We start from the raw sequence: 6,321 nt of genomic DNA, 5'->3' as shown, positions 1-6,321 counted from the left end.
GGGGAGTGGCTCAGCCCGGCTGAGGGAGCCGGTGGTCAGCCGCCGGGGATGAGCATCTCGAACCAGACCGTGGAACCGCGTACCGTCGGGTCGGTCCCCCAGGCGTCGCTCAGCTCCTCGATCAGCCCCAGACCCCGGCCCCGGCTGCTCAGCGTGTCCGTCTGGGCCCGGGTCACCGTGCCCCGGGTACCGCTGTCGGCCACCGAGACGAGCAGCCGCTCCGGGCTGAGGTCGATCTCGACCCGGGCGGCGGTACCGGCATGCAGCAGGGCGTTGGTGGTCAGCTCGCTGGTGCAGAGCACCGCCGCGCCGATCACCTGCTCGGGTACCTGCCAGGCGGCGAGCTGCGCGCTCATCCAGTGCCGGACCCGGCTCGGTGCGGTCGGCTCGGCCGGTACCTCCATGCTCGCCGACCGGCTCGGGGTCAGCACGTGCTCGACGGCGAGCACGGCGACGTCGTCCTCGGTGGCACCGGCGACGGCCGCGGTGGCGACCGCGCAGAGCGCCCGGGGGTCGCCGCTGGCCGCCCCGGCGACTGCGGCGGCCAGGTCGGTCAGCCCGGCGGCCAGGCTCTGCCGGCGCCGTTCGATCACGCCGTCGCTGTAGAGCAGCAGGGTGTCACCGGGGGAGAAGGGGACACTGGTGCTGGTCCGGGTGCCGCCCAGGCCCAACGGCGGGCCGGTGGGGATCTCCAGGTACTCGGCCACCGGGTCACCGTCGGCGGAGCACCGGCGTAGCAGCGGGGCCGGGTGACCGGCGCTGGACAGGGTCATCAGCTCCCGGTCCGGCTCGATCACGCCGAAGACCACGGTGACGAAGAGTTCGTCGGTGCGTCCCTCCGCGCCCAGGCTGCCCACCAGCCGGTCCAGGCCGGTGAGCACGGCGTCCGGCTGCGACTGGCTCAGCGCCAGGGCCCGCAGGGCGGCGCGTACCTGGCCCATCCGGGCGGCGGCCTGCACGTCGTGACCCGCCACGTCACCGAGGACGATGCCGAGCCCACCGTCGGGCATGAGGAACGCGTCGTAGAAGTCGCCCCCGGCGGCGTTGCCGTCCACACCCGGGTCGTAGCGGGCGGCGACCCGCAGCCGGGGCAGGTCGGGCAGGTGCTCCGGCAGCATGCTCCGTTGCAGCAGCTGCGCCGTACCGTGCTGGTTCTCGAAGCGGCGGGCCCGCTCGGCGGCCTGCGCGACGAGTTCGGCGGAGGCGGCCAGCAGGGCCCGCTCGGCGGCGGTCCACGGATGTGCCTCCCGGTACGCCACGGTCAGCGCGCCGCGCAGCGAGGAGGTGCGCAACGGCAGCGCGGCCACGGCCCGGACCTTCTGGTCGTGCCGGTCCACCGCCGTCGCCAGCAGGGGCTGCCCGTCCGGGGTGAAGGACGGCCGCCCGGTCTCGGCGGCCACCGTCATCGGGGTACCCGCGTCGGCCGGCCAACGCCGCCACAGCGGCGGCAGCCGCTCGTCGGCCTCGTCGAGCAGTTCGCCCCGGACCCGTCGGACGGCCCGCCAGCCCGGCCCGTCGTCCACCGCGAAGCCGACCTGGTCGGCGTCGAACGAGGTCAGCGCGGAGCGCAGCGCCACCCGGGCCACGTCGTCCAGGGTCAACGTGCCCGACAGCGCGGAGGCCAACTCGCTGAGGCTCTGCAACTGCTCGGTCACCTGCGTGGTCTCGGCGGCGACGGTGAGTACGCCGACGATGTCGCCCCCGCTGTCCCGCACCGCCGAGTAGCCCCGGGTGAAGACGGCCTGCTCGACGGTCCCGGTGCCGGTCCGGGACACCGGCAGGGTGGTCTCCTTCTCCAGGAACGGCTCGCCCAGCCGGTAGACCCGTCCGACGACGTCGCCGACGCCGGGGAGGGCCCACAGTTCCCCGAAGACCTCGGCGCTGGGACGACCGAAGGCTGCCGGGTGTTTGCCGCCGATCAGTTCGGCGTACCCGTCGTTGTAGACGAGCACCAGGTCGTCGCCGTAGCTGAGGGCCATCGGGACCGGTGAGCCGAGCATCAGGTCGATCACCGCACGCAGCGCCGGATCCCAGGCTTCCGGGGGGCCGAGCGGGGTCTGGGCCCACGGGTGGTGCAGGACGAGGGCGGCGGCATCCGATGCGGTGGGGGCGCCGGATACCGGCGCTGACGGAGTGGGGACTCGCCCGACCGTGCCTGGCATGCCAGCAGCCTATCGGGACCGCTCCCGGCACGTATGGATCTTGATGGCGGTCGCTGGCCGGGGGTGTCCCGCCAGAGCTGCGTGAGCCGGCCCGGGAGCCGGATCGGCCCCCTTTCGGGCCGGCTGGTGCTCGATGTCGGAAAACCAGACCCGCAGGTCAGGGGTTTGTCGCTGACGATCGGGTATGCGCCCGGCGGCAACCAGGTGACAGGAGGGACATCATGACGAAAACCCTCGCGGCCGGGCAGGTCGACATCGGGAACGCGGTCAGCGACATGTGGCGCAGCGTGCTGCTCTTCGTGCCGCGCGCGATCGCGTTCATCGCCATCCTCGTGATCGGCTGGATCATCGCCCGTGCGGTGCTCAAGGTGGTCGACGCGGCCCTGGAACGGGTCGGCTTCGACCGGGCCGTGGAACGTGGTGGCGTCGGTCGGGCGCTGGAACGGACAAAGTACGACGCCAGCGACATCCTGGCCAAACTGGCGTACTACGCCGTCCTGCTGTTCACGTTGCAGTTCGCGTTCGGGGTCTGGGGTCCGAACGCGATCAGTGACCTGATCAGCGGCGTCGTGAGATGGCTGCCACGCGCCTTCGTGGCGATCGTGATCGTGGTGGTCGCGGCGGCCATCGCCAGCGCGGTCCGGGACCTGGTCACCGGTGCGCTCGGGGGCCTGTCCTACGGTCGGATCCTGGGCGACGTCGCGTCGATCTTCGTCCTGGCGCTCGGTGTGATCGCCGCGCTCAACCAGGTCGGCATCGCCACCACGGTGACCACGCCGGTCCTCGTCGCGGTGCTCGCCACCATCGCCGGCATCCTGATCGTCGGCGTGGGTGGTGGTCTGGTGAAGCCCATGCAGTCCCGCTGGGACGGCTGGTTGGACCGGGCCGCGCGGGAGTCCGAGGCGGTCAGGTCGCACCGGCAGGCCCAGGCAGCCGGGCGGGGCGACGTCAACCGGCAGATGGCCGACCGGACCGGTGCGGAACGCACCCAGGCCATGCCCCGGGCCCAGGAGTCGGCGATGTCCGGCCGGGGCGGCACCGGGACGTACCAGTCCGGCAACGCGACGGAGCGGATGCGTCCGCCGGAGCGCTGAGCCCCAGATGAGGTATGGGCGTCCACCGGGTCACCGGTGGGCGCCCGCCGTCGGTCAGCGGCCGGGCGGTAGCTGCTCGGCCAGGAGACAGACGGCCAGCAGACGGAGCAGCACCCAGTCGTCGACGGCGGACCAGTCCACCGGAACGGCCGGCGGCTGCCACCCGTGCTCGCGGGCTGCGTCCCGGACCCCCTCGGCGTAACCGGCCAGCCCGACCCGGGTCACCGGCCACACGTCGCCGTCCAGGCTGTCCCGCACCGCCGCCGCGTGCTGGTCGACCGCCGCGAGCAGACCGGGCGTGGCGGCAGCGGCGGCGAGTCCGGCGGTACCCACCGAGGACAGCAGGGACGCGAGGACGGCGTGCGGCCCGGTGGTCGCCGACGGGGCCGCACCGGCGGTGAAGGGCAGGCGCATGGGGACCGAGGTTAACCAGGAGTGACACCCGGTGACCTCGGCCGGTCGGCTGATGCCGGACGACCGGCCGGCCGGTGACCGCGCCGGATCGGATTACCGCCGCGCGGGACGGGGCAGTACGCCCAGGGCCAGCCGTGACGAGGATGACACAGGGGGAGCGACATGGCCCAGGACGACCGGGACGGCCCGGACCCGCAGCACCGCCGCCCGGCCGGGGTGGGCGACCGGACCGTCGCCGCGCTCGGCAAGCTCAGCGAGGCGCTGGAGACGGTCGAACGGGCCCGTGGCCACCTGTACTCGCTGCACCAGCTGATCGGACACGCCGACCTGATGCTGGACGAGGCGGTGGAACTGCTCCGGGAGGCCGGCCACCAGTCGCTCGCGGACGCGGTTGCCGGGGACCTGCTCGGCCGGAACGTGATCGCCGGTCGCTGGACGTTCCAGATCGTCGAGGACTTCGACGACGGGTACTACGCGCTGTTCCGCGCCCTCGACGCCCGTGCCCGCGACGAACTGGTCGGCGGGCGCCGGCACCTGTACGAGGCGGAGATGAAGGAACGTCGCCGTAGCCGGGGGCGCCCCGGACACGAGGCCCGTCCGGGGCGGGAGGGCTGAGTCCCGCCGGGAGGCACCCGGCCGATCCACCGGGCCCGGGACCGGGCCCTACTCGCCGGAGCGGGCGTCCGCCGGACGTTGCCGGGCCGCGTCGTCGGCGATGATCACGGTGGCCACCATCACGGCGACCACCACGCTGAACAGCCAGGAGTCGTCCGAGACCAGCATGGCGGACACGGGGGCCTGGAGTGCGGCGAGCAGGAAGCCCAGCCAGGCGAACCGACGCTGCCGCACGGAGAGGAAACCGGAACTTTGGCGCATCCCGAAAGTCTTGCGCGCGATCCGGCGGGTTGCCGTCAGCCGATCGGCCCATTTGTGGGTGAGCTGTCCGGTTCGCGTGGCGTTCCGGAGGGCGCGGTCCTGTGGCTCGGCCCACGGGAGCACGGGGTAGGCGTGGGACAGCCGATAGGGCAGGATCGGAGCACATGTCCCATCCGGTACCCGCCCCCCGCGCCGGCCTGCTCCTGCTGGCCTACCTGGCGTTCGTCAGCCTCGGTCTGCCCGACGGGCTACTCGGGGTGGGCTGGCCGTCGATCCGCGCCGATCTCGGGGTGCCCACCGCGGCGGTCGGCTTCGTCCTGACCGCCGGCACGACGGGGTACCTCCTCTCCAGCGTGGCCGCCGGGTTCACCATCAGCCGGCTCGGTGTCGGTTGGCTGCTCGCCGGCAGTACCGTCCTCGCCGCGACCGCCCTGACCGGGTACGCCCTGTCACCCGTGCTGGCGGTGATGGTCGGCTGCGCCCTGCTCCTGGGGCTCGGCTCCGGTGCCATCGACTCCGGGCTCAACGCGTACGCCGCCGGCGCCTTCGGCCCCCGGCACATGAACTGGCTGCACGCGTTCTTCGGCCTGGGCGTCGCCCTCGGCCCGTTGATCATGACCGGGGCGCTCAGCCTCGGTCTCGCCTGGCGGTGGGGGTACGCCGCCGTCGCCGCCGCCCAACTGCTGCTCGCCACCGCCTTCGCGCTGACCGTGCGGGCCTGGGTACGACCGGCTCCCGCCACCGGGGGCGGCCCGGCGCACAGCCCCGCCCCGCCGGTCGGGCCGGTGCAGATCTCCGCGACCCTGCGCCTGCCCGCCGTCTGGCTCGGGGTGGTCGCCTTCGCGCTCTACGTGGCCATCGAGGCGGGGGCGGGCCTCTGGGCGTTCCTGCTGCTCACCGAGGGCCGGGGCATGGCCGCGACGGTCGCCGGGCTCTGCGTGTCCGGGTACTGGGGCAGCCTCTTCGCCGGCCGGGTCGTCCAGGGGGTCCTCGCCGAACGGCTCGGTACCGCCCGGATCATGTGGGGCAGCCTGGTCGGCATGGTGCTCGGCGCGGTACTGGTGGCGCTGCCCGCGCCGGCCTGGGTGGCGGTACTCGGCCTGGGTGTGGTCGGGTTCGCCGCCGCGCCGGTCTTCCCGCTGCTCACCCTCACCACCGCGGAGCGGGTCGGTACGGCGCACGCCGACCGGACCATCGGGTTGCAGATCGGCGCCGCCGGGCTGGGTGGGGCGCTCCTGCCGACCGGCTTCGGCGTGCTGCTGAGCCGCACCTCGGTGGAGGCCCTCGGGCCGGCGCTCGTGGTCTGCGCGGTCGTCCTGCTCGCCCTCTACGCGGCCTCGGTGCGTCGCCCGGCGGCCAGCTGACCGGCCCCCACCCGCAGGGTTGATCTTGCAGTTGTGGCCCCGACATCAGGTACAAAACGGACAAAAGTCGGGCCCAAGCTGCAACATCGGCGTTGTTCCGGGGGCGGGACCGCCCGGTGGTCGGCCGGTCAGTGCGGCCCGGTCCGTCCGGTGGTGGACGGCCGGTACGCCCGGTCCGCGTCGGTGGGCTCCCGGCCCTCCCCGGCTGCCTCGCCCCGCCCGTCGGCCGCTGCCGGGCCGTGCCCGAAGGCCGCCTCGGCGCCAGCCTCGTTGCCGGTCACGTCCTCCACCTGCCCGTCGCCGGGGGAGGTGGCCACGGCCCGCTCCAGTTCGCTGAGGGGCAGCCGTTCCTCGTTCCGCCACACGGCGCGGTCGTCGTCGGTCATACCGGTTGCGGTACCCCCGCCCCGG

General features: G+C 73.9%; 7 protein-coding genes. 3 read left to right on the top strand and 4 right to left on the bottom strand.

The genetic code is table 11. The features are described from left to right. Nucleotides 1–35: 35 nt before the first annotated feature. Entirely contained in the window at nucleotides 36–2,162 is a 2,127-nt protein-coding gene (locus tag GSF22_RS29035; RefSeq protein ID WP_208817082.1) for an ATP-binding SpoIIE family protein phosphatase, read from the bottom strand. Nucleotides 2,163–2,383: 221 nt separating this feature from the next. Here GSF22_RS29035 and GSF22_RS29030 point away from each other — a divergent pair, with 221 nt between their 5' ends. After that, nucleotides 2,384–3,256: a mechanosensitive ion channel family protein gene (locus GSF22_RS29030; protein ID WP_208817080.1), complete on the top strand. Its 873-nt coding sequence runs from the start codon at nucleotides 2,384–2,386 to the stop codon at nucleotides 3,254–3,256. Nucleotides 3,257–3,310: 54 nt separating this feature from the next. Here GSF22_RS29030 and GSF22_RS29025 read toward each other — a convergent pair whose 3' ends face one another. Next, nucleotides 3,311–3,670, bottom strand: coding sequence for a DUF6401 family natural product biosynthesis protein (locus GSF22_RS29025; RefSeq protein ID WP_208817078.1), 360 nt, complete (start codon nucleotides 3,668–3,670; stop codon nucleotides 3,311–3,313). A gap of 162 nt (nucleotides 3,671–3,832) precedes the next feature. Between GSF22_RS29025 and GSF22_RS29020 the strand changes: the two genes are divergently transcribed. Next, nucleotides 3,833–4,285: a hypothetical protein gene (locus GSF22_RS29020; RefSeq protein ID WP_208817076.1), complete on the top strand. Its 453-nt coding sequence runs from the start codon at nucleotides 3,833–3,835 to the stop codon at nucleotides 4,283–4,285. 48 nt (nucleotides 4,286–4,333) lie between these two features. On the opposite strand, the gene GSF22_RS29015 is transcribed toward GSF22_RS29020, so the two are convergent. After that, entirely contained in the window at nucleotides 4,334–4,546 is a 213-nt protein-coding gene (locus tag GSF22_RS29015) for a hypothetical protein (RefSeq protein WP_208817074.1), read from the bottom strand. 164 nt (nucleotides 4,547–4,710) lie between these two features. Between GSF22_RS29015 and GSF22_RS29010 the strand changes: the two genes are divergently transcribed. Continuing rightward, the gene (locus GSF22_RS29010; protein ID WP_208817072.1) at nucleotides 4,711–5,910 is read left to right on the top strand and encodes an MFS transporter; all 1,200 of its coding nucleotides are present in this window, start codon (nucleotides 4,711–4,713) and stop codon (nucleotides 5,908–5,910) included. Nucleotides 5,911–6,038: 128 nt separating this feature from the next. Here GSF22_RS29010 and GSF22_RS29005 read toward each other — a convergent pair whose 3' ends face one another. Beyond that, nucleotides 6,039–6,296, bottom strand: a complete 258-nt coding sequence (locus tag GSF22_RS29005) for a hypothetical protein (protein WP_208817084.1) — start codon at nucleotides 6,294–6,296, stop codon at nucleotides 6,039–6,041. Nucleotides 6,297–6,321: the final 25 nt, after the last annotated feature.

The sequence above is a fragment of the Micromonospora echinofusca genome (genome assembly GCF_017614955.1).
In the GTDB taxonomy this organism is placed as follows: domain Bacteria; phylum Actinomycetota; class Actinomycetes; order Mycobacteriales; family Micromonosporaceae; genus Micromonospora; species Micromonospora echinofusca_A.
The sequence above is the reverse complement of the archived record's forward strand: the minus strand, read 5'-3'. Positions and strand labels throughout refer to the sequence as shown.